The organism is Curtobacterium sp. MCBA15_007 (assembly GCF_001864905.1).
GTDB classification, from domain to species: Bacteria; Actinomycetota; Actinomycetes; order Actinomycetales; family Microbacteriaceae; genus Curtobacterium; species Curtobacterium poinsettiae.
In genome coordinates, this window is the sequence record NZ_MJGM01000056.1 from 206,154 (window position 1) to 227,750 (window position 21,597).

A 21,597-nucleotide genomic window follows, 5' to 3' on the forward strand; every position below is an offset into this window, starting at 1 on the left:
CCACGGGCCTCCCGTTCGTCTGCCGGTCGCCGTCGCGACCCGCGCCGATCAGTAGAAGTTGCTCGCCTGCGAGTGCGCCCACGCCGCGCACGGGGTGCCGTACGCCGAGCTGATGTACCGCAGACCCCACGTGATCTGGGTGGTGGCGTTGGTGCGCCAGTCCGATCCGACCGTGGCCATCTTCGATCCGGGGAGCGCCTGCGGGATGCCGGTGGCACCGCCGTTGGCGTTGACGGCCTGGTAGTTCCAGCCGGACTCCTTGGTCCACAGGTTGTCCAGGCACTGGAACTGGTCGGCGCCCCAGCCGTACTCGGACGACGCGAGCGAGGTCGCCGTGGCCTTGGCTCCCGCGACGGTGTTGCCGGCGGCGAGCTTCCGGGCGGCCTCGGCTGCCTCGGCGGCGGCCTGCCGGTCGGCGGCGGCCTTGGCGGCGGCGGCTGCCTTCGCGTCGACGTCCCGTTTGTCCTGCGTCGCACTCGCCTCGGCGACGTGCGTGGCGGACGCGACGGTCGTCGAGATCCGGTTCGTCAGCGCCGCACCGGACAGTTCCGGGTAGTCGCTCAGGGCGTCGACCCGCTGCTCGAGCGACGAGGTGTCGACCTTGGCGTTCGCGGTCTGCATGACGGTCTTCGCCGTGGTGATCGTGGCGGCGGCCTGGGCGCGGTCGAGTGCGGTGCCGTGCAGCGCGGGCTGGGCGGTCGCCGAGGCACTCGGGGTGCCGGTCGGCATGCCGAGGGCTTCGCCGATCGCGGGCTGCGTGCCGACGGTCAACGCGCCACCGGCGACGGCGAGGACCGCGGCGCCGCCGGCGATCATCGTCGCCCGGTGTCGCAGGGCACGGCGCATCCGGCGGCTGGGGGTGTTCAGCGCCTCACGTCGGGTCGAGGCGGTGGGGGTGGGGAGCTCAGGGGTGTGTCGCATCGGTTCCGCAGGTCGGCGGCTCGGTGGGGACGGACTCCTGCTCGCACAACGGGTCGTGCGGGCGTGCCGGATGCTGGCGGTGTCGGTGACACCGTCGGCGACGACGGAGGAGTCCTCGAGCCGGTGAGGACCGGACGGTGGTGTGGGGCCCGTCCGTCCGCCGGGAACGCGGCCGTGGGGTGGCCGCGGTCAGGCGGAGCGGTCACTGTGACCGGTCCGACTGGGCAGCGCGTCCAGGAACGCTGGCAGAACGGTCCGTCCACCGCTTGGTAACGGTTCGGTAACGGTCCTGCGCGGGGCTAGAAGGTGTGAGGTTCCTGGGCGTGCTCGCCCTGGGCTACACGCTCGAGTGCGGCCAGGGCTCCGGCGATCGCCTCGACGTCCGGTTCGTCGAGCTCGGCGATGAGCTCGGCCACGATCCCGGTGCGGTTCGCGCGGGCCTGCTCGACCGCCTCGATGCCCTCCGGCGTCGCCGTGACCATGAACGCCCGACCGTCGCGCGGGTCGGCTTCGCGCTGGATGAACCCGCGCTGCTCGAGTTCGGTCAGGATGCGGGTCATCGTGGGCTTCGTGACCACCTCGATCCGCGACAGGTCGCCGGGGCGCAGGGGTCCGTGCCGCTGGATCGACGCGAGCGCGGAGACGATGCCGTACCCGAGCGAGGCCGAGTCGGTGCGGGCCCGTCGGTTGATCCGACCGACCGCTGCGGCCAGGCGTGCGGCGACCTCGGTACGGTCCGTCGGGCGGGGGTTCATGTGCTGCTCCGGGTGCCTGGTTCAGGTGGTCGCCAGCGATGCTATCGGTCCGTGCGGCCCCGGGACTGGGAGCGCCGGGCGCGTGGCCGGCGCTCCGGCCGGGAGGCCCGTGGAGCGCCGAGCGCCCGCCTCGCGTCGGCGAGACGGGCGGTTCCTGAACGCGGGTACAGGTGGACTCAGCGCTTCTCGCCCGGCAGCTGGTGGATCGCCTCGGTCGCGAGCTCGGCCGCGACGTTGTCGCCCGACTCGGTGGCCGCGCGCAGGCGTCGGAAGTCCTCGGTCATCCGGTCCCAGTCGACCAGTTCGTCGAGGTTCGGCAGCCGCAACCGGAACGCCAAGCCGTCCATCGTGTCGCGGCAGACGCGCTGCAGGTTCTCGTTGCCGCACTCGGCGACGTACAGGGCGAAGACGTCGAGGGCGTCGTGGTTGACGGCGGCGACCTCGTGCGCCTCGAGCTCGGTGATCGTCTTGTCGAGCTGGGCCAGGATCTTCTTCCGGCTCGCCGTGCCGAGGCGCGGGACCGCGAGCCGGACCACGCCGCCGAACAGCACGCCGAGGGTCTGCATCGCCTCGATGACCTCGGCGGGGTCCGGCGTGGTGACGCGGGTGTACCGGTTCGGGGCCATCTCGATCAGGCCGGCGCGGGACAGCTGGCTCAGGGCCTCACGGATGGGCGTGCGGGAGACGCCGAGCCACGAGATGAGCTCGTCGTCGTTCAGTCGTTCCCCGGGGAGCAGGGTGCCGTCCATGATCGCGTCGTGGATCTTGTGTCGGACGGTGTCACGGAGCAGCTGGTGCTCGGTCGGGGCGCTGCGGGGGACCGGCATGCGTTCTCCTTCGGGGGTGGCGGCGTCGGGGCGCCGGGCGAACGGGCACGGTCGACATCGCACGTGCTCGCATCACCGTACCTGATATGACAACGGCGTTGCGATCGGTTCAGCGCGTGTCAGTACCGGGGTGTCAGGTGCCGGTTCGGGCGGGTCCCCGATCGACGAGCAGGCGGATCGTGGCCGGGTCCTCGGCAGCGTCGTACCAGCGCTCCAGCACGGCGACGAACGGGCCCGGGTCGGCGGCGATCCTGGCGAAGAGCGTCATCGACGACCGGAGCTTCACCTCGACGACTTGCGGCCGCGGCGGAGTTCGTCGAGTGCGACGTCGTGCACCCCCTGCTGGGCGCGGACGAAGCGGTCGAGGTCGAACGGGTCGTCGGTCACCGGACGACCCCGCCCCAGCCGTACCGGACCGTCGTGCCGTCGACCACGAGCAGGGAGTCCGGCGCCCGGTCGAACAGCCCGGGCATCCCGACTGCGTCGGGCAGGTCGCCCTCGAGCCGGTCGAGCGTGGCCGCACGGGTGGTGAGCACCGGGTGCTGCCGCTGCCAGAACAGCGTCTGCGCCAGGTACCGCGCGTGGATGCCGGCCCGGGTCGTGAGCTCCGCGGCCAGCGGGGTGTCGACGACCTCGCCCGCGGTCACCCGCACCGACGCTGCGTGCTTCGGCTTGGCCGCACCCGTCGGGCGTTCCTGCCGGAGCGACCGCGCCCACCGCACCGGGTGCAGCGCGCGGGTCGGGTGCCGGACGGAGCGGTGCGCGATCGCGTCACCACGGCGCCGGGAGCGTGCGTGCGCGAACGTGTACGGCACGCCGAGCAGCGCGTGCGCCGCCACGATGGCGGGCACGTTCGCGGTGTCGACCGTGCGGTAGGTCACCCCGCGCCGTCCCTGGTCGTCGACCGTCAGGACCTCGATCGTGACCTCGGTCATGGTGCCGAGCCGCCCGGCGGACGGGAACGGCGGGACCCGGGTCTCACGGAACACGTACGCCGACAGTCCCACCCAGGCGCTGCCGTCGACGACGTCCGGGCGGGTGCCGCGCGGCACGAGCCGCCGCAGCGACGCCGGGTCGTGCCGCCAGTGCGCGAAGACGATGTCCTCCCACGCGTGCTGGGTGACCGGGCGGTGCAGCAACGGCACCGCCGCGCGGGTCCACGACGGCTGGGTCACGGCTTCGGCGCGTGCCGACCGACCCGGATGCTCCAGAGGACCAGCGGCAGCTGCAGGGGGAGCCGCAGGACCCCGACCAGCCGCATCGCCCGGCTCGAGGTGGGGTGCTCGAGCAGGTCGTTCGCCATCTTCAGGTTCGCCGGGAACACCGCCGCGAACAGTGCCGCCGCAGCCCAGCCCGAAGCGCGGCGGGTCGCGGGGAACGCGAGCCCCGCGGCGATCCCGAGCTCGGCCACGCCGGAGGCCAGCGTGGTCAGCCGCGGCGGCAGGGCCTCCGGCACGATCCGGTCGAAGTGGGTGGGGCGCAGGAAGTGCATGGCACCCGCCCCGCCGAGGGCCACTGCCAGGATGGTGGCAGTGCGGTTGGCACGTCGGATCCGCTCACGTCGTCGCATGTGCCCATCGTGCCCGCTCGTCCTCGGAAGCAGCCGGAGGCGCGGCTCAGTTCAGTGCGGACGCACGGCAGTGCGCGTTCACGTCAGTGCGTGTTCACGTCAGTGCGGTCGCGACGAGGTCGAGGACCGCCGTCGCCACCTCGGCCTTCGTGCCGGAGGTCTCGCGGACGACCTGGCCACCGGGGACCAGGACCTCGATCGCGTTCTCCTCGCGCTCGAAGCCGGCCGACCAGCCGACGTGGTTCACGACGAGCAGGTCCGCGGGCTTCCGGCCGATCTTGGCGCGCCCGAGTTCGACCCGGGCATCGCGGTCGGGTTCGGTCTCGGCGGCGAACCCGACGATGACCTGCCCGGTCCGCCGTGCTGCGACGAGGTCGACGAGCACGTCCGGGTTCCGCACCAGCTCGAGCGTCATGCGCTCGCCCTGCGCGTCCTTCTTGAGCTTCTCGGAGTGCACCTCGGCCGGTCGGTAGTCGGCGACCGCTGCGGTCATCACGACGACGTCGGCCTCGGCGGCGGCCGCGTGCACGGCGTCGGCGAGTTCGAGCGCGGACCCGACGGGCACCACCGTCGCGTCCAGTCCGGCGGTCAGCGAGCCGTCCACGTTCGCGGCGACGAGGGTCACGGACGCGCCACGACGGACGGCGTCGGCGGCGATCGCGATGCCCTGGCGGCCGCTGGAGCGGTTGCCGACGAACCGCACCGGGTCGAAGGGCTCGCGGGTGCCGCCGGCGCTGACGACGACGCGGACACCGGCCAGGTCCCCCTGTTCACCGCGGGCCCCGGTTCCCGTGCCCGTGCTGGTCCCCCCACCGCGGCGGCCGGCCGGGGCGGGGTGCTCGTCGAGCACCGCGAGTGCCGCGACGACGATGTCCTCGGGCTCCGCCATCCGTCCGATGCCCGCGTCGTCGCCGGTGAGCGCGCCGACGACCGGTCCGACCAGGTGGACGCCGCGGTCACGCAGCGTGGCGACGTTCGCACGGGTCGCGGGGTGCTCCCACATCTGCGGGTGCATCGCGGGGGCGACGACGACGGGTGCCTCGGTCGCGAGCAGCGTCGTACCGAGCAGGTCGCTCGCCAGGCCGTGCGCCATCCGGGCCAGCGAGTCCGCGGTGGCGGGGGCGATGACGACCAGGTCCGCCCGGCGACCGAGCGCGACGTGGCGCACCTCGGCGACGTCGTCCCACACGCTCGTGGTGACGGGGTTGCGGCTGAGGGCCTCGAGCGTGGGCAGACCGACGAAGCGCAGCGCGCCCTCGGTCGGGACGACGTGCACGTCGTGGCCACGCTTGACCAGGTCGCGGACGACCCCCACGGCCTTGTAGGCGGCGATGCCCCCGGTGATCCCCACGATGACGGTCAGGGCGCGCTCTGCTGCTGCGTTCACCTGGCTCACGCTACCGGGGCCACGTGCGAGGATCGACGGCATGTGCACCGTCGTCGTCCGCGTCGACCCCGGGTCCGCGTGGCCCGTCACCGTCCTGGCCCTGCGGGACGAGTCGCCCGAACGCCCGTGGGACCCGCCCGCCGCGTGGTGGCCGGACCGCGACCCCGAGGTCCGCGGTGTCCGTGACCGTTCCGCCGGTGGAGCCTGGCTCGCTGCGTCCGACCGTGCCGGACTGGCCGTGGTGCTCAACCGCGCCGAACCCGTCGCGAGCGCCGACGGGACGTGGACGACCCGCGGGGTGGTGCCGGTGGACGCCGTCGCCGACGACCTGCTGCCCGGACACGACGGCACGCTGCCGACCACCCGGGCCTTCAACCTGGTGCGCGCCACGGCCGAGGGCGCCTCGGTGCTGACCTGGGACGGCGATCAGGTCCGCACCACCGAGCTCGGTCCCGGCGTCCACATGGTCACCCACGGTGCGGCGGACGACCCCGCGGCACCGCGCATCGGTCGGTGGCTCGAGGCCTTCCGCTCGGTCGACGCGCCGACCGGCCCGCCGGTGCTCGGCCCATTCGACGAACTCCGCACCGTGGACGCCGGTGCCGACGCCGGGGACGGGTGGGGTGGTTGGTTCGGCGTGCTTGCGGAGTCCGCAGCGCTGCCGAGCGACCACCCCGACGCGATCCTCCGCGACGTGCACGAGACCGAGGGGCACATGACGACGCTGTCGATCGTCGCGGCAGCGATAGCTCCGGGCCGCACCGTCCTGCAGCACGCCCGGCTGACCGAACCCGGTCGGCTGGACGGGTCGGTGGAGCTGCACCGCGCCTGACGCGCTCGACGTGCCGGACCCGACCCGGGCCTCCCGGCTGCGCCCCGCGCCCGTTGCGAGACGCCGGTGTGCCTGGCAGGCGCCGCCAGGTCCACGAGACGCCTCCGGATTCGGCGGCGTCTCGTGGAGCTGGAGGCGTCCTGGGGAGACGACGGCGTCTCGGCTAGAGCGGCGGGCGCGTCCCGGTGAGGTCCTCGGCGACCGCCCAGAGCGAGCGGGCGAGGTCGGCGCTCCGCGCAGAGCCCGGGATCGACACGGTGGTGGTCGGACCGGTCATGCCCAACGGACCGGAGGGGCCGTAGTACGCGCCACCAACGGCGTTCGGGCCGACCGCCGCGTAGAGCAGCGGTTCGGTGCCCTGCTCGACGGCCTGGGTGAAGGGCAGCGCGCGGTTGCTCGACCGCACCGGCTTCGACCGACCGAGCGAGCGCCCGGCGGCCTGCAGGTTCGTCCGGGTGTAGCCGGGGTGGGCGGCGGTGCTGACCAGGGGCACGTCGGCCTCGACCGTCAGGCGGTGCAGGTGCAGCGCGAGGAGCAGGTCGGCGAGCTTCGACTGCGCGTAGGCACGCCAGCCGTTGTAGCCGCGCTCCCACTGCAGGTCGGCGAAGCGGATCCGGCCGGGGATCGCGGCGAGGCTCGACATGGTCACGACACGGGGTGCCTCGGCCAGGGGTGCACCGGTCCGGGCTGCCCCGGCGCGGAGCAGCGACGGCAGCAGCAGGTTCGTCAGGGCGAACGGGCCGAGGAAGTTCGTGCCGAACTGCAGCTCGAAACCGTCGACGGTCTCGAAGCGCTCCGGCGGGGCCATCACGCCGGCGTTGTTGACCAGGACGTCGATCGGACGTTCCTCGTCCACGATGCCGCTCGCGAAGCGGCGGACGCTGGCCAGGTCGGCGAGGTCGAGTTCGCGGACCTCCACGTCGGCGCCGGGGTGGGCGGCGCGGATGCCGGAGGCGGCGGACTCGCCCTTCTCGGTGCTGCGGACGGCGAGCACGACGCTGGCGCCGGCTCCGGCGAGGCGCAGGGCGGCCTCTCGTCCGGTGCCGCTGTTGGATCCGGTGACGACGATGCGGCGTCCGGTCTGGTCGGGGAGGTTCGGCATGCGGGTGACCGTACTCGTCCGGGCTGGCCGACCCCGGCCGGGCCTGTGCAGGACCGGTCGCCGACCCCGGCCTGGGCCGTGCCGGACCGGTCGCCCACCCCGTGCGCGCTGGGGCGCATCGTGCTACATTGATGCAAACGCATGGAAATGCGATCAGGAGGACACCATGAGCAACGCATTCGGCACCGACCGTCCGTCGGACGTCCCGCCGCCCGCACCCGATCGGGTCGGGCCCCTGCAGCTCGGCCTCGACACCTTCGGCGACGTCACCGAACGCGCCGACGGCAGCCTGCAGTCCGACGCGCAGAGCATCCGCGACGTCGTCGACCAGGCCGTCCTCGCCGACCAGGTCGGCGTCGACTTCATCGGCGTCGGGGAGCACCACCGCGCCGACTTCGTCGTGAGTGCCCCCGAGGTCGTCCTCGCCGCCATCGCCGCCCGCACCGAGCGCATCCGCATCGGCTCGGCGGTCACGGTGCTGTCCTCCGACGACCCCGTCCGTGTCTACGAGCGCTTCGCCACCGTGGACGCGCTGTCGAACGGCCGCGCCGAGGTCATCCTGGGCCGCGGCTCCTTCACCGAGTCGTTCCCCCTGTTCGGCTACGAGCTGAGCGACTACGAGGTCCTGTTCGAGGAGAAGCTCCAGCTCTGGGCGGCCCTGCGCGGCGGCGACGCCGTCACCTGGTCCGGCACCAAGCGCGCGGGCCTGGTCGACCAGGACGTCTTCCCGAAGCTCGAGCACGGCGCCATCCCGACCTGGATCGGTGTCGGCGGGTCCCCGCAGTCGGTCATCCGTGCCGCGTCCTACGGGATGCCGCTCTTCCTCGCCATCATCGGCGGGCAGCCGGCACAGTTCGCCCCCTTCTCGCGCCTGTACCGCCAGGCCCTCGCGCAGCTCGACCTGCCGCAGCAGCCCATCGCGATGCACTCGCCGGGCTTCGTGGCGGCCACCGACGAAGAGGCCGCCGAGCGGTACTGGCCGTACCACAAGGCCGTCACCGACCAGCTCGGCCGGGAGCGCGGCTGGCCGCCCCTCGACGTCGCCGGGTACCGGGCGAGCCTGTCGGCCGGCGGGTCGCTCTACGTCGGCTCGCCGGAGACCGTCGCCCGCAAGGTCGCACGCAACATGCGGATCCTCGGCGCCTCGCGCTTCGACATGCGGTACGCGACGGGTCGCCTGCCGCACGCCGACATGATGCGGTCGATCGAGCTCTACGGCTCCGAGGTCGCGCCCCGCGTCCGCGAGCTGCTGGCGCAGCCCGTCCCCGTCGCCTGACGGACGCCGTCCCGGTCCCGGTCCGGGTCCGCAAAACACCGGTGTTCGCACTCCGCACCACCCTTCGCGGGTGTTCGGAGCGTGAGCACCGGTGTCGTGCGTTCGGGTTCCGGCGGGCAGCGCGGCGCGCGGGCAACGGCCGGGAGGTCCGGGGCGGCCACCGAGATCGGCTCACGGGGGCCGCGGGTACGGTCCAGGACATGTCGTCACACCCCGACCACGCCTCCGGTCCCGTTCCTGGTCACGCCTCCGACTCCGTCGTCGAGCGCCGGTTCCGCGGGCGGATCATGGGCGTCGGCACGACCTCGGGCGTCCGCATCGTCGTCGGCATGTGGGACCGCTCACCGTTCGGGCCGTTCACGGACGTGTTCCTCGAGCTCCCCGACGGCACCAGCGTGCTGCTCGCCCCGGACGAGATCGTCGCCGCGTACGTCTCCGGCACCTACCGCTTCGACACGGTCTCGGTCGTGGACGTCCACGCCCGCCGCACCGCCCGCGGCCTCGAACTGAGCGCCGGTGCGCTGGAGGCCTCGATCGACGTCGGCGGGATCTCGCCGCTCGGCCGGATCCTGCGCATCGTGCCGAAGCCGATCGCCCGAGACCCGCGCTGGCTCGCTGCGATCGACCCCGTGGCGCGCCTGCTCGCGCCGGGCTCCGGCACCGCGGGCTCGGCGGGCAACGGCCGCCGCGAGTACTACGGCGTGACCGGGGCGCACGACGTCACCGGTGTGCGCGGCACCTGGGCGGGGGAGTCCCTGGGGGACCTTGCGCCGCTCGACCCGCCCGTGGCGTTCGGCTTCGCCTCGATGCCGAAGATCCCGCAGGTCGTCGACGTCGAGACCACCATCCGCGAACCCGTCTGAGCCCGGCCGGCCGGGAGTCGGTTCCGTGCGTGTGCATGTTCCGACGATGCACGTGTCGAACGACTCGTGTCCGATCGCTTGATGCACACGCATCCGGTGCGTGTGCATGCAACGACGTTCCACCTGTCGATCGACGCGTGTGGTGTCGCATCCTGCACACGCATGTGCGGCCCGACGGCCGGGATCTGCCGGGGCGGGGGCGGCGAGGCGGAGGTGCGCCGGGCCTCCAGGCCGACCTCGACCGGACCACCTCGACGCGCGGGGCTGACGCGTCCAGCGCCGGAGGGGCACACTGGTCGGAACGGTACGGCCCCGTGAACCGACGGTCGCACGTCGGGCGGATCGGGGCGCATGACGCAAAGGAGCACCATGACCGACACACAGACGGAGCAGCGCGCCGCGATCTCGGACATCGTCCACGGCGCCCACACGGCACTGCTCACCACGGTGAGCGAGGACGGGAACCTGCACGCCAGGCCCCTCGCGGTGCAGGACAAGACGTTCCACGGGACCCTGCGGTTCCTGGTGCAGGACGGCAGCGAGAAGGTCGAGGACATCGCGCGGAACCCGCACGTCAACGTCTCGATCGAGTCGCAGGGCGGGTACCTGTCCATCGCCGGGACCGCGACCGTGACCCAGGACGACTCCGTCGTCGACGAGCTGTGGTCGCCGTTCGCCGAAGCGTGGTTCCCGGAGGGGCGTCAGGACCCGACGATCCGGCTCCTGACGGTCGAGGGGGTCTCGGTCGAGTACTGGACCCAGGACACCGGGCCGGTCGGCAGCCTGGTGCAGATGTTCAAGGCGGCACTCGGCAAGCAGAGCCAGCCGGACACGGGCGACCACGGGACGCTCGAGCTCTGAGGCTCTGACGGCGTGGTGGGGCCGGCCCGGTGCGGGGCGGTGCTGTGGCGCCGGCTTGGTGCGCTGACGCCGTCGTAGTGCTGTGGCGCCGCCTCGCGCGCATGACGCCGCCGGATTCGGGGGCGTCCTGCGCACCTGACGGCGTCGTGACGAGACGACGGCGTCCTGCCGCGACGAGACGCCGGCGTCGCGCGGAGACCAGCCCGGTCTGCGCGTCAGCTGCTCACGGCGGGCCGAGCAACCAGAGCACCGCGACCAGCACCGGCTGCCCCGCCAACGCCGCAGACACGAGCGTCCACCGCATCCAGGGCTTCGCGACCAGCTCGGGCGACCCGAACAGCGGCGCGAGCGGCATGAGCAGCCGCGGGGTCGAGGCCATCGGCAACGACACCGCGAAGACGTACAGCGCGTACCCGGCCGAGTACAGCACCGTCGTGGGTCCGAGCCGGCGCGTCGACTTCCTTAGCAGCCAGAGCGGGTACGCGACGAGCAGGAACACCACGATCAGGATCCCGCCCACGCCGAGCCAGCGGCCCGCGATGAGGAACCACGGCGTCAGCGGCACGAAGTCCACCCGGCCGATGAAGTTCACCCACCAGGACATCTCCGTCTCCAGGTACGCGTTCGGCGTCCCGGTGACGTGCGAGGCGATCACCGGCCAGGCGAGTCCGGCGGCGACCATGGTCAGGCCGGCGGCGACGACCCCGACCTGCTCGCGGAGCGGGAAGCCCTCGAACACGCGGCCGGTCTCCCGCCGCGCCCGGACCCACCGGACGAGCGCGACGACGCCGAGCACGAGCGGGATCGCCAGGGCGCCCGGGCGGGTGAACGCCGCGGCGACCCCGAGTGCGGTCAGGAGGGCGTACCGCCGACGTTCCAGCGCGAGCAGCGCCCCGAACGACAACACGAGGAACATGCTCTCCGCGTACCCGACCTGCAGCAGGAACGACAACGGACCGCAGCTGAAGAAGAAGACCGCCCACATCGCCGCTGCGTGCCCCGCCCGGTCCCGCACCAGCCGGTGCAGCAAGAAGGTGGCGAGCAGGCCGGCGACGATCGCGACCAGCGGTGCGCCGAGGTCGAAGGGCACCCCGGTCGAGGCCGTCAGCGCCCGGATGGTGAAGGGGAACGCCGGCAGGAAGGCCCAGGCGTTCTGGGCGACGTTGCCGGCAGCGTCGAGGGGCAGGGCATCCGGGTAGCCGTGCAGCGAGATCTGCTCGTAGTACTGCCCGTCCCAGGCGACCAGGAACGCGCCGAACCCGTGTTCGTTGCCCCAGATCGCGTTGTCCGGCAGGGCACGACCGATGAGCGGGTACGCGAGCGCGAGCCACAGTGTGGACAGCACCCGGCCGCCGGTCCAGACGAGCAGGACCGCCGCCCACGCCGGCAGCGACGTCACGGTGTCGAGGGCACGCCGTCGGCCGGCGGACCACCGTCCGGCGAGCACGCCGGCACTGTCGGTGCGGCTCACGCGCGAGTTCCTCGGCGTTCGGGTGGTCGGGTCGGCACCCGGCCAGGGTAGTCGGCCCGAGCGTGAGGATCGCCCCGAACCGCGCCTGGAGGTCCGACCTGCGTCGTGCATCCCACCTCGCGCCCGGTGGACGGCCGGTGCCGAGTGCGGTGGGTGGCTCGTTCCACGCGCCGTCCAGACGCCTGGTTCCGCGTGGGGACGGGCGACGTCGTGACGACAGGGACGTCCGCGGGCATAGTCTCGATGGGCGATGACGACGACGGCGACGACACCCAGACGACGGACGGGCAGCACTGCGGTCGCCGTGCTGGTGGCCGGGGCCTACTTCATGGAGCTGCTGGACGGCACCATCCTGGCGACCGCCGCGCCGGCGATGGGGCGTGACCTCGGAGTCGACTCCGCCGCGGTCGGTGTCGCGATCACCGCCTACCTCGTCACCCTCGCGGTGTTCATCCCGGTGTCCGGCTGGCTCACCGACCGGATCGGTTCGCGGACCGTCTTCGCCGGGGCCATCGCGCTGTTCACGATCGCGTCCGCACTGTGCGCGCTGTCGACCGGGCTGGTGGAGCTGACGCTGTGGCGCATCCTGCAGGGCCTCGGCGGAGCGCTCATGGTGCCCGTCGGCCGGCTCGTCGTGCTCCGGAGCGCCGGGCGCGAACAACTCGTCACCGCCATCGCCATCCTGACCTGGCCGGCCCTCGCCGCCCCGATCATCGCGCCGTTCATCGGCGGCGTGCTCGTCGAGACGCTGTCGTGGCACTGGATCTTCCTCATCAACATCCCGCTCGGCGTCATCGCGTTCGTCGCCGCCCTGGTGCTCGTCCCGCAGGAGCGTGCGGCGCAGCGGGTGCCGTTCGACTGGTTCGGGTCGCTGCTCGCCTGCGTCGGGCTCGGCTCGCTCGTCGTGATGGCGTCCCTGCTCGCACTCGACGTCATCCCGGTCCTGGCCGTCGTCGTGTCCGGTGTCGTCGGAGCCGTCTGCTGCTGGTTCGCGATCCGGCACTTCCGTCGGGCGCCGCACCCGATCATGGGGCTCGACGCGTTCCGGCTCGAGACGTTCCGGGTGTCGCACGCCGGCGGCAGCCTGTTCCGTCTGGCGGTGTCCGCGGTGCCGTTCGTGCTCCCGCTGCTGTTCCAGGACGCCTGGGGCTGGAGCGCCGTGCTCGCCGGGTCAGCGGTGCTCTGGGTGTTCGTCGGCAACCTCGGCATCAAGCCGATGACGACCCCGTTCCTGCGCTGGTGGGGCTACCGCCCGGTGATCATCGTGTCGTCGGCCATCGCCGCGCTGACCGTGGTCGCGATGGCGTTCATGACCGAGGACACCCCGTTCTGGCTGCTCGCCGTGCTGCTCGTCGTCAGCGGTGCTGCTCGCTCCGTCGGCTTCACGGCCTACAACACCATCGCCTTCGCCGACGTCGAGCAAGCAGACATGACCCCGGCGAACACGCTGTCGTCGACCCTGCAGCAGACCGCCGCGGGCTTCGGGGTCGCCGTCGCCGCGGTGGTCATCCGCGCGGCCTCGGGGCTCGGGGGCGACGGACCGTACACGGTGGCCTTCTGGGTCATCGCCGCCCTGCTCGTGGTCGCCTGCGTCGAGGGCATCCTGATGAGTCGCTCAGCGGGCGACACCGTCCGTCCGGTCCGCCGTGTCCGCGCCTGATCCCGCCGCTGTCCGTTTCCGTCACGGTCACACGGACGAAACCCGGCAGGCGTTACAGTCTCAGCAACCGTCCGCGGTACCCGAGTACGGTGACCGCGGCAGGGTGACCGGAACACCCGGACAGGAAGGCAGCATGGCCGCGCCAGAGCAGCAGAGCACGATCGCATCGGACCAGACCGTGCAGCCCACGCAGCTCCGTGTCGTCAGCTACAACCTCCGCGAGCACACCGCCAACGGCGAGCTCGCCGCACTGGCCGAGGCATCCGACGCCGACGTCCTGTGCGTGCAGGAGTGCGACAGCAACGACCTCGCTCCGTCGATCGGCGGCCTGTCGCTCGCCGCGTCGACCCGCACCAACCGACTCGGGCTCGCGATCTACAAGCGCGACGACCGCTTCGAGGTGCAGGACTTCAGCATCCACTCGCTGCAGAAGTCGCTGCACGACCGGGTCCTCGCACCCGCGCACGAACGGCTCATCGCGATGCACCTGCGCGACACCGAGGCCGACGCCGAGGTCGTCGTCGCGTCGTTCCACGCCTCACCGTTGACCGCGACGAACTCCCTGCGCCGCAAGCAGATCGAGGCGGCGCACCAGTTCCTGCGCGAGCTCGCGAAGGACGTCCCCGCGGTCATGGTCGGCGACTTCAACTACCCGTGGTTCCAGACGAACCTGCGTCGCAAGATCGAGCAGGGCGGGTTTGCATTGTCGCTGTCCGACCAGCCGACGTACCTGCGCTACCGAAAGTTCACGGGCCACTTCGACTTCGCGACGAGCGTCGGGCTGCACATCGCCGGCGTCGAGACCCTGCCGGCGGGCATCTCCGACCACCGTCCGATCCTGGTGCGAGCGCACTACGAGCACCCGGGCGAGACCGGCGCCGTCACCACCGTCGAGGCTCCCGCCGCCTGACCGGGTGCCCTCAGGCGCTGGCCGCTGGCTACCGCGGTCGCGCGACATGCCGCGCGCGCATGGCCGGCTGGTCACGAACTGTCGGTTGGCGGCCGGGTGGGCGACGGTTCGTGCGCCCGCGGCGGACGTGAGCGGGGAGTCGCGACCGCTCGGTGGTGGGCGGTCGGGCGTGTTGGCGTCGCGTTCCGGGGGCGCGACCTGCAGCGCGCGCATCGCCGGCTGGTCACGAAGTGTCGGCTGGCGGCCGGGTGCGCGACGTGCCGCGGGTGTGCCGCCGGATGGTCACGAAGTGTCGGTTGCGGGGGCGCGCAGCGACGGTCCGTGCGCCCTCGGCGGACGCGAGCGGGGAGTCGTGACCGCTGGGTGGTCTGCGGTCGGGCGTGTCGGTGTCGCGTTCCGAGGGTGCGACCTGCCGCGGGTGTGCCGCCGGCTGGTCACGAAGTGTCGGCTGGCGGCCCGGCGGGCGACGGTTCGTGCGACCTCGGCGGACGTGAGCGGGGAGTCGTGACCGCTCGGCGGACGACGCTGGGCGCGCCCGTTCAGCCCGCAACGCACTGGAGGCCCTGTGCCGGTCTCGTGGACCGGTACCGGGCCTCCAGGCGGTCGCCCGCAGAGCCCGCGACCGCGGGTCAGCGGCGCAGGGTCGCCCGCGCCAAGCGGTTGCCGATGAACTGGCCGAGCTGCACGATGACGACGATCGCCGCCACCGAGACGTAGACCACCCACCAGTCGTAGCGCTGCGAGCCGTAGGTGATCGCGTACTCGCCGAGGCCGCCGCCACCGATCAACGCACCCTGCGCCGTCATGTCGACGATGCCGATGTAGATGAACGTGTAGCCGAGGATCAGGGGGCCGAGACCCTCGGGGATGAGCACGGTCAGCAGGATCGAGACGGGGTGCGCGCCCGAGGCCCGAGCCGCCTCGACGACGCCCGGGTCGACCGACAGCAGGTTCTGCTCGACGATCCGGGACACCGCGAAGGCCGCGGCCAGCGAGATCGCGAAGGTCACCGCGGGGACGCCGATCGTGGTCTGCACGACGACCCGCGACAACGGGGCGATCGCGGCGAGGAAGATCACGAACGGGATCGGGCGGATCAGGTTCACGAACACGTTGAGCACCGTGTACGCGGTGCGGTTGCCGAGCACGTTGCCCGGCCGGGTCGCGTAGAGCAGCAGGCCGAGCGCGAGGCCGATGACCCCGGCGATGACCAGCGAGATCAGCGACATCACGATGGTGTCGCGGATCGCTGCCAGGAAGACGTCGAACGTGTCGATCACGCTCTGGAACGAGTTGTTGTTCACGCGGCGGCCTCCTCGTCGGTCGTGACGCCGTCGGCGCGGAGCGCGGCGATCGCCCGGTCGATGGCGTCGGAACCGCCGGCCACCCCGGGCCCGCCGGACGCTCCGGGCCCGCTGGGCACTCCGGGCCCGCCGGGCACTCCGGGCCCGCCGGACGCGCCGCCCGCTGCGCTCAGCTCGTAGGTGAGCGAGCCGATCCGACGCTCCCGGATCTCGCCGACCCCGCCGTAGACCAGCTCTGCGGTGACCCCGGCGGCGCGGAACGCGGCGTCGATGCGGTTCTGCAGCCCGGCCTCGTCGGTGATCTGCACCGTGACGAGCCGACCCGGGTGTCGGTCCCGGAGACGCCGGAGCGTCTCGGGTGAGGGCCGGTCGTGCAGCGCGGTGCGGACGAAGCGCTGCGCGGCACCGGTCTTCGGTGCGGAGAACACGTCGTAGACATCCCCGACCTCGACGACCCGGCCCTGCTCCATCACGGCGACCCGGTCGGCGATCTGCCGGACGGCGTCCATCTCGTGCGTGATGACGATGATCGTGACGCCGAGCTCCCGGTTCACCCGGCGCAGCAGCGCGAGCACCTCGGACGTGGTGTCCGGGTCCAGGGCGCTGGTGGCCTCGTCGGCGAGCAGCAGGTCGGGCGACGCCGCCAGGGCGCGGGCGATGCCGACGCGCTGCTTCTGGCCGCCGGACAGCTGTTCCGGGTAGGCGTGGGCACGCTCGAGCAAGCCGACGAAGTCGAGCAGCTCGGCGACACGGCGGTCCCGCTCGACCTTCGGCACACCGGCGACCTTGAGCGGGTACGCGACGTTGCCGGCGATCGTGCGGGACCGGAACAGGTTGAACTGCTGGAAGATCATCCCGATGTTCCGACGTGCCAGACGGCGGTCCCGCTCGGGGATCGCCGTCAGCTCGCGGCCCGCGACGGTGACCGTGCCGGAACTCGGCAGCTCGAGTGCGTTGACCAGGCGGACCAGGGTGGACTTGCCGGCACCGGAGTACCCGATGACGCCGAGGACCTCTCCCTGGTGCACGTCCAGGGAGACGTCCTCGACGGCCACCACGGTCTCGCCGGTGTCGGCGCGGCGGTAGTGCTTCGAGACGCCGCGGAGTTCGACGAGGACCGGCACTACTGCTTGGCCGCCTTCGCGTCCTGCTCGACCTGGGCGAGCTCGTCCTGCAGCTTCGAGGCGCTCTCGTCGCGGGCGACGGCCTCGGGCAGGTCCTTCGCGAAGGCCTTCTGCACGGCGTCGTCCTGGAACAGCTCCGCCAGCTCGAGGTAGGTCTTGTTGCCCTTGTCCTCGTCGCGGACGGCGAACACGTTCACGTACGGGGCAGCGGTTGCGCTCGAGGGGTCGTCCTGGTAGATCGCGTCCGAGATCGGCAGGCCGGCCGCGGTGGCGAAGTTGTTGTTCACGACGGCGGCGGCGACGGAGCCCTGCTGCAGCGCGTTCGCGGTCTGCGAGGCGTCGAGGGGCTGGACGTCGACCTTCTTCGTCTCGATGTCGTCCGCGGTGGAGAACGCCGAGCCACCGTCCTTGAGCGTGATCAGGTCCGCCGCCTGCAGGATCAGGAGCGCACGGGCCTGGTTGATCGAGTCGTTCGGGATCGCGACCTTCGCGTTCGCGGGCAGCTCGGACGGCTTGTCGTACTTCGTCGCGTAGAGCGGCAGCGGGTACACGGCGGTGGAGCCGATGGGCTGCAGGTCGTCGTCGGACGTGACGTTGTAGTCCGCCAGGTACTGGATGTGCTGGAACTGGTTGATGTCCAGCTGGCCGTCCTTGAGCGCGGGGTTCGGCAGCGAGTAGTCCGAGAAGTTCGTCAGCTTGACCGTGACGTTGAGCTTCTCCTTCGCCAGCTTCGTGTACGTGCTCCAGTAGCCGAGCGACTTGTCCGAGACACCGATCGTGACGGTCTTCGGCGCGGCGTCGCCGGCGGCACCGGCACCGTCGCTGCCGGAGCGCAGGGCTCCGACGACCACGGCGACGACGATGGCCACGACGACGATCGCGGCGGCGACGATCCAGCCGATCGGACGCTTGCCCTTCGGCTTCTCGGGCAGTGCTGGGGCTGCGGACATGCTGGTGCTCCTCGTGGGCCGTGCGTGCGGGGGAGCCGCGGTGGTCCGCGGCGTGGAGACGAGTGTGACCTGCGCCCCACCGCCGGAGCGAGTTCCGTTCCGTCGTGTTACGCAGCACTCGACCCGTGCCGCGTGCGTCGCAGGACGCGTCCCGACACGACTTGGTTGACTCGGACCGTGCGCAGCATCGAACTCGTCCTCGGCCCGGAGTCGGACGCCGCCGTGCGGTCGGCCTGGCAGGCCCTGATCGACGCCGACCTGCCGAGCCTGGGACGACACCCGTCCCCGTCGAACGCGCCGCACGTCACCCTGGCCGCCGGGGAGACGCTGCCCGTGCCCGCCGGGTTCCGCACCTCGGTCCCGACGTCGATCCGGCTGGGCGGGCTGCTGCTCTTCCCCGCGGGCGCCGGCCGTTCGGTGCTCGTGCGCGCGGTGGTCCTCGACACGGCGCTCACCACCTTCCACGACGAGGTGCACGCGATCGCGCCCGGCGGCGTCGAGACGTCGGTGCCCGGGCACTGGTCGCCGCACGTCACGCTGGCCCGCCGGGTGCGCGACGAGGACCTGCCACGGGCGGTCGCGGCGCTGCGTGCCGTGGCGCTGCCGGAGACGCTGGACGTGGGCGGTGTCCGGCACTGGGACGGTGAGAGGCGGACGATCACGCCGCTCGCGTTCACGTCGATCTGACCTCCGGCGGGGCGACGGCAGCGCAGCGCCGCACTGAGCGGCACTGAGCGGCAGTGCGCCGCGCAGCGCTGCACTGAGCTGCGCTGCGCGGCCTGGAGGCCCGGGTCAGGTCCCGAGCACCCGCTCGCCGAACGCGGATGCGAACGTCTGCTCCGGGTCGGCCCGGGCGACCAGGTCGCGGAAGTCCGCCAGCCGCGGGTACAGCGCGGCGATCGCCGCGTGGTCGAGCGAGCTCATCTTGCCCCAGTGCGGTCGGCCGTCGAAGGGCGCGAGCCGGGCCTCCAGGTCGGGCAGGAGCGCGGCGACCTCGGCCGGGTGCTTCTGCCAGGTGAACGCGATGCAGAGGACGTCCTCGCCCTGGGTCGGGCTGAGCCAGAGGTCGTCCGCGGCCATCGTCCGGAGTTCGCAGACGTGCAGGTGCGGCTGGATCCGGTCCGCCAGTCCTCGGAGCGCGTCGAGGGCTCCAGCCGCGTGCCGGAGCGGGACGAAGTGCTCGCTCTGCACTTCGGACCCGTGGCTCGGGACCGACCCGATCGGGAAGTGCGGCAGCCGGTCCCACCACGGGCCGACGGAGCCGTCGCGCGCGGTCCGGTGGTCGTCGCCGGGGGTGCCGGGCAGGCGGGGTGCCCCGGCCAGCGCGTCCGGAACCGGCACGTCCCCGCCGCCGTCGGGCACGCGCGACTTCACCAGGACCTCGGTGATCGCGTCGCCGAACACCGTGTACGCGCACACCGAGTACGCGGCGGCGTGCACCTCGGCGACGTTCGCCGTGAAGGTGTCCCAGGGGATCGCGCCGTAGACGTCCTGACGCATCCGGTAGGTGGGCTCGACGTCGAGGGTCACCCGGGTCACGATGCCGAGCAGGCCGAGGTGCAGCACCGCACCGTCGAACCCCGGGTCCGTCCGGTCGATCGTCCGGGCGGAGCCGTCCGGACCGAGCACCTCGAACGCGCGCACGGCGGTGGCGAGTGACCCCAGCGCCGTGCCGGAGCCGTGGGTACCGGTCGCGACCGCGCCCCCGACGGAGATGTGCGGCAGTGATCCGGTGTTGTGCAGGGCGAACCCGGCGCGGTCGATGTCGGACGCGACGTCGCCGTACCGGGTGCCGGCACCGAGCGTCACCGTGCGGTGCTCGGCGTCGACGACCAGGTCGGTGGGGATCCCGGTCAGGTCGAGCAGGACGCCCGGGGAGTCGGCGACGTCGTTGAAGGAGTGCCGGGTGCCGAGTCCGTGCACCCGTTCGGCGTCCGCCACGACCTGGGCGGCCTCGTCGATCGACGACGGACGGACGACCCGTTCGGCCGTGTACGTGACCGTGCCGGACCAGTTGAGCTCGCTCGTCGTCGACCGCATGCCGCCCACCCTGCCACGCAGTCCAGCGCCCGGTGCGAGCCGGGTGCGAGCCGGGCGCCGGTCCCCGTCACGGGGTCGGCGCCCCGCGGGGTCCGTCGGTCAGTGCACGGGCGGGGGCGTCGGTGCGCCCTCGGGCACCTCGGGTCGGCGGACGAACACCGACGCCAGGATGCCGAACAGCGAGATGATCGCACCGACCATGAAGGCGGTGCCGACGCCCGACGCGGTGGCCACCTGGACCCCACGGGCACCGGAGCCCTCAACGGCGGTGGCCGCACCGATCGTCAGCAGCGTGACGAACAGGGCGGTGCCCGCTGCACCGGCGAGCTGCTGCGCCGTGCCGAGCACCGCGCTGCCGTGCGAGTACAGCTTCGGGGGCAGCCCGCCGAGCGCCGCGGTGAACAGCGGCGTGAAGGTCAGGGCCAGCCCGATGCTCAGCACCACGTGCGCACCGAGGACGAACCACACGCTCGTGTCGACGCCGACGGTGGAGAGCGCCCAGAGCACGGCGCTGACGATGATCGATCCGGGGATGAGCAGCACGCGCGGGCCGCGGCGGTCGTAGATGCGACCGACGATGGGGGAGAGCAGGCCCATCAGCAGACCACCGGGGAGCAGCAGCAGGCCGACCTGCAGGACCTCGAGCCCGAGGACGCGCTCCAGGTAGATGGGCAGCAGGATGAGCGTGCCGAACATCGCCATGAAGCTCAGACCCATCGCGACGATCGGCACCGTGAAGCCGCGGGTGCGGAACGTGCGCAGGTCGAGCAGGGCGCTGTCGGTGCGCTGCAGGCGCGTCTGCCGGACGATGAACACCGCGAGGGCGACGGCGCCGACGACCAGGGCGGTCACCGGGACGAGCGGACCGGTCGCGCCGGCTTCACCGATGCTGGACAGGCCGTAGACGATGCCGCCGAACGCGAAGGCGGAGAGCACCACCGAGACGACGTCGATCGGCGCCTTGCGCGGCGTCGAGACGTTCTGCACCTTGACCATGCCGAGGATGAGCGCCGCGATCGCGATGGGCAGCACGAAGCCGAACAGCCAGCGCCACGAGAAGGCGTTGAGGATCAGGCCGGAGATCGTCGGGCCGATCGCCGGTGCGACCGAGATGACGATGGAGATGTTGCCCATGATGCGGCCACGGTGCGCGGGGTCGACGAGGGTCAGGACCGTCGTCATGAGCAGCGGCATCATGATCGCGGTGCCGCTGGCCTGCACGATGCGGCCGATGAGCAGCACCGTGAACCCGGGGGCGAGCAGGGCGATCAGCGTGCCCACCGAGAACAGGCCCATGGCCCAGACGAACACCGGGCGGGTGTTGAACCGCTGCAGCAGGAACCCGGTGATCGGGATGACGACCGCCATGGTGAGCAGGAAGCCGGTGGTCAGCCACTGACCGGTCGCGGCGCTGATGTCGAGGTCGTCCATGAGCCGGGGCAGCGCCACGCCCATGATCGTCTCGTTGAGGATGACGACGAACGCGGAGACGAGCAGCAGCCCGATCACGAGTCGGGTCTCGGCAGCGGACGGCTGCGAGACGCTTCCCGTGCGGGGGGCGGAATCGACGGCCTGGGTCATGCGGGTGCTCCTGGTGGGTCACGACGGGTGGAACGGGTGTGGCGCAGGACGCGCAGACAGGCCAACTCCCTGAGTGGATGCGATTATTCCGCTTCGCTGGCGACGTCCGCAGGTGGACGATCGGCACCGCCCCCGACGTGCCCGCGCGACGTCGGGCGTGTCC

Annotated in this window: 22 protein-coding genes; 7 read left to right on the forward strand and 15 right to left on the reverse strand. The window is 72.4% G+C overall.

Going from position 1 to position 21,597, the window contains the following annotated elements; translation table 11 throughout:
• Positions 1-48: 48 nt before the first annotated feature.
• The 8 genes from BIU95_RS14750 to BIU95_RS14775 all read right to left on the reverse strand — a co-directional run bounded on the left by BIU95_RS14750 (position 49) and on the right by BIU95_RS14775 (position 5,436).
• Positions 49-921 carry a hypothetical protein gene (locus BIU95_RS14750; protein WP_139179821.1) on the reverse strand — a complete coding sequence of 291 codons (873 nt, stop codon included), beginning with the start codon at positions 919-921 and terminating at the stop codon, positions 49-51.
• A 299-nt stretch (positions 922-1,220) separates the two neighbouring features.
• Positions 1,221-1,676, reverse strand: coding sequence for a MarR family winged helix-turn-helix transcriptional regulator (locus tag BIU95_RS14755; protein WP_017888509.1), 456 nt, complete (start codon positions 1,674-1,676; stop codon positions 1,221-1,223).
• Positions 1,677-1,852: 176 nt separating this feature from the next.
• Entirely contained in the window at positions 1,853-2,503 is a 651-nt protein-coding gene (locus tag BIU95_RS14760) for a GntR family transcriptional regulator (RefSeq protein ID WP_017888510.1), read from the reverse strand.
• 133 nt (positions 2,504-2,636) lie between these two features.
• A complete protein-coding gene (locus BIU95_RS19190; RefSeq protein WP_200860534.1) occupies positions 2,637-2,771 on the reverse strand; it encodes a hypothetical protein in 135 nt (44 codons plus the stop codon).
• A gap of 14 nt (positions 2,772-2,785) precedes the next feature.
• Entirely contained in the window at positions 2,786-2,890 is a 105-nt protein-coding gene (locus BIU95_RS18965) for a DUF1810 family protein (RefSeq protein ID WP_017888512.1), read from the reverse strand.
• A complete protein-coding gene (locus tag BIU95_RS14765) occupies positions 2,887-3,678 on the reverse strand; it encodes a YqjF family protein (RefSeq protein ID WP_071252013.1) in 792 nt (263 codons plus the stop codon). The genes BIU95_RS18965 and BIU95_RS14765 overlap by 4 nt, the downstream gene beginning before the upstream one ends.
• On the reverse strand, positions 3,675-4,073 hold the full coding sequence (locus tag BIU95_RS14770) for a hypothetical protein (RefSeq protein WP_017888514.1): 399 nt from the start codon (positions 4,071-4,073) through the stop codon (positions 3,675-3,677). Before BIU95_RS14770 ends, BIU95_RS14765 begins: the two co-directional genes overlap by 4 nt.
• 94 nt (positions 4,074-4,167) lie before the next feature.
• The gene (locus BIU95_RS14775; protein WP_071252048.1) at positions 4,168-5,436 is read right to left on the reverse strand and encodes a phosphopantothenate--cysteine ligase family flavoprotein; all 1,269 of its coding nucleotides are present in this window, start codon (positions 5,434-5,436) and stop codon (positions 4,168-4,170) included.
• A gap of 64 nt (positions 5,437-5,500) precedes the next feature.
• Here BIU95_RS14775 and BIU95_RS14780 point away from each other — a divergent pair, with 64 nt between their 5' ends.
• The gene (locus BIU95_RS14780; protein ID WP_071252014.1) at positions 5,501-6,292 is read left to right on the forward strand and encodes an NRDE family protein; all 792 of its coding nucleotides are present in this window, start codon (positions 5,501-5,503) and stop codon (positions 6,290-6,292) included.
• 163 nt (positions 6,293-6,455) lie between these two features.
• On the opposite strand, the gene BIU95_RS14785 is transcribed toward BIU95_RS14780, so the two are convergent.
• On the reverse strand, positions 6,456-7,394 hold the full coding sequence (locus BIU95_RS14785) for an SDR family oxidoreductase (RefSeq protein WP_042538121.1): 939 nt from the start codon (positions 7,392-7,394) through the stop codon (positions 6,456-6,458).
• Between the two features lie 166 nt (positions 7,395-7,560).
• Here BIU95_RS14785 and BIU95_RS14790 point away from each other — a divergent pair, with 166 nt between their 5' ends.
• The 3 genes from BIU95_RS14790 to BIU95_RS14800 all read left to right on the forward strand — a co-directional run bounded on the left by BIU95_RS14790 (position 7,561) and on the right by BIU95_RS14800 (position 10,394).
• Positions 7,561-8,670, forward strand: a complete 1,110-nt coding sequence (locus tag BIU95_RS14790) for an LLM class flavin-dependent oxidoreductase (RefSeq protein WP_017888518.1) — start codon at positions 7,561-7,563, stop codon at positions 8,668-8,670.
• 200 nt (positions 8,671-8,870) lie between these two features.
• On the forward strand, positions 8,871-9,533 hold the full coding sequence (locus BIU95_RS14795; protein WP_017888519.1) for a hypothetical protein: 663 nt from the start codon (positions 8,871-8,873) through the stop codon (positions 9,531-9,533).
• A 369-nt stretch (positions 9,534-9,902) separates the two neighbouring features.
• Entirely contained in the window at positions 9,903-10,394 is a 492-nt protein-coding gene (locus tag BIU95_RS14800) for a pyridoxamine 5'-phosphate oxidase family protein (RefSeq protein WP_017888520.1), read from the forward strand.
• Between the two features lie 223 nt (positions 10,395-10,617).
• Here the strand turns inward: BIU95_RS14800 and BIU95_RS14805 are convergent, their stop codons facing one another.
• Positions 10,618-11,865 (reverse strand): hypothetical protein, encoded by a 1,248-nt coding sequence (locus BIU95_RS14805; protein ID WP_017888521.1) that lies wholly within the window; start codon positions 11,863-11,865, stop codon positions 10,618-10,620.
• A 250-nt stretch (positions 11,866-12,115) separates the two neighbouring features.
• Between BIU95_RS14805 and BIU95_RS14810 the strand changes: the two genes are divergently transcribed.
• Together BIU95_RS14810 and BIU95_RS14815 are read left to right on the forward strand one after the other, a co-directional pair.
• On the forward strand, positions 12,116-13,525 hold the full coding sequence (locus BIU95_RS14810; RefSeq protein WP_017888522.1) for an MFS transporter: 1,410 nt from the start codon (positions 12,116-12,118) through the stop codon (positions 13,523-13,525).
• A 133-nt stretch (positions 13,526-13,658) separates the two neighbouring features.
• Positions 13,659-14,435 (forward strand): endonuclease/exonuclease/phosphatase family protein, encoded by a 777-nt coding sequence (locus BIU95_RS14815; protein ID WP_017888523.1) that lies wholly within the window; start codon positions 13,659-13,661, stop codon positions 14,433-14,435.
• A gap of 629 nt (positions 14,436-15,064) precedes the next feature.
• Here BIU95_RS14815 and BIU95_RS14820 read toward each other — a convergent pair.
• From BIU95_RS14820 to BIU95_RS14830, 3 genes are read right to left on the reverse strand one after another with little or no spacing between them, the layout of a single operon-like run.
• Entirely contained in the window at positions 15,065-15,739 is a 675-nt protein-coding gene (locus BIU95_RS14820) for a methionine ABC transporter permease (protein ID WP_017888525.1), read from the reverse strand.
• A complete protein-coding gene (locus tag BIU95_RS14825; protein ID WP_071252015.1) occupies positions 15,736-16,863 on the reverse strand; it encodes a methionine ABC transporter ATP-binding protein in 1,128 nt (375 codons plus the stop codon). The genes BIU95_RS14820 and BIU95_RS14825 overlap by 4 nt, the downstream gene beginning before the upstream one ends.
• Positions 16,863-17,813: a MetQ/NlpA family ABC transporter substrate-binding protein gene (locus BIU95_RS14830; protein ID WP_017888527.1), complete on the reverse strand. Its 951-nt coding sequence runs from the start codon at positions 17,811-17,813 to the stop codon at positions 16,863-16,865. The genes BIU95_RS14825 and BIU95_RS14830 overlap by 1 nt, the downstream gene beginning before the upstream one ends.
• Positions 17,814-17,990: 177 nt before the next feature.
• Here BIU95_RS14830 and BIU95_RS14835 point away from each other — a divergent pair, with 177 nt between their 5' ends.
• Complete coding sequence (locus BIU95_RS14835; RefSeq protein WP_071252016.1) at positions 17,991-18,500, forward strand: 2'-5' RNA ligase family protein; 510 nt, start codon at positions 17,991-17,993, stop codon at positions 18,498-18,500.
• Positions 18,501-18,605: 105 nt separating this feature from the next.
• On the opposite strand, the gene BIU95_RS14840 is transcribed toward BIU95_RS14835, so the two are convergent.
• Both BIU95_RS14840 and BIU95_RS14845 read right to left on the reverse strand, forming a co-directional pair.
• Positions 18,606-19,853 (reverse strand): D-arabinono-1,4-lactone oxidase, encoded by a 1,248-nt coding sequence (locus tag BIU95_RS14840; protein ID WP_071252049.1) that lies wholly within the window; start codon positions 19,851-19,853, stop codon positions 18,606-18,608.
• Positions 19,854-19,952: 99 nt separating this feature from the next.
• Positions 19,953-21,434, reverse strand: coding sequence for an MDR family MFS transporter (locus BIU95_RS14845; protein WP_017888530.1), 1,482 nt, complete (start codon positions 21,432-21,434; stop codon positions 19,953-19,955).
• Positions 21,435-21,597 lie beyond the last annotated feature (163 nt).